We start from the raw sequence: 279 nt of genomic DNA, 5'->3' as shown, positions 1-279 counted from the left end.
AGATTGTCGAAGGTGGGCGGTAAGTCGGCGATCAAGGTCGGCAACATTGTTACCCCGTGGCGTGCAATGAGAACTCGCCAACCGATGTAGTGATGGCCTGCTGCGATCCATTGTCTTGCTGTTTCATCATCAATATCGAGCGATACGACTTCTTCCAATTTGTGGTGGTGGGTATTGCCGGGCAGGGCAAAGGCGACTTTTTGGAATTCCGCGACCCATTTGTCCCCAAGCTCTACGATCATGTACGCCAGCAGCTTTTGAGCGTCCGGACTCATATTG

General features: G+C 52.3%; 1 protein-coding gene. It reads right to left on the bottom strand.

What is annotated here, in order from left to right:
• Positions 1 to 279 (bottom strand): hypothetical protein (locus AC0L3U_RS39290; RefSeq protein WP_473365105.1); only part of this gene is annotated, 279 nt, incomplete at both ends.

The sequence above is a fragment of the Bradyrhizobium sp. Kon69 genome (assembly GCF_055807515.1).
Note: the sequence above shows the minus strand (reverse complement) of the source record. Positions and strands in the feature narration are given on the sequence as shown.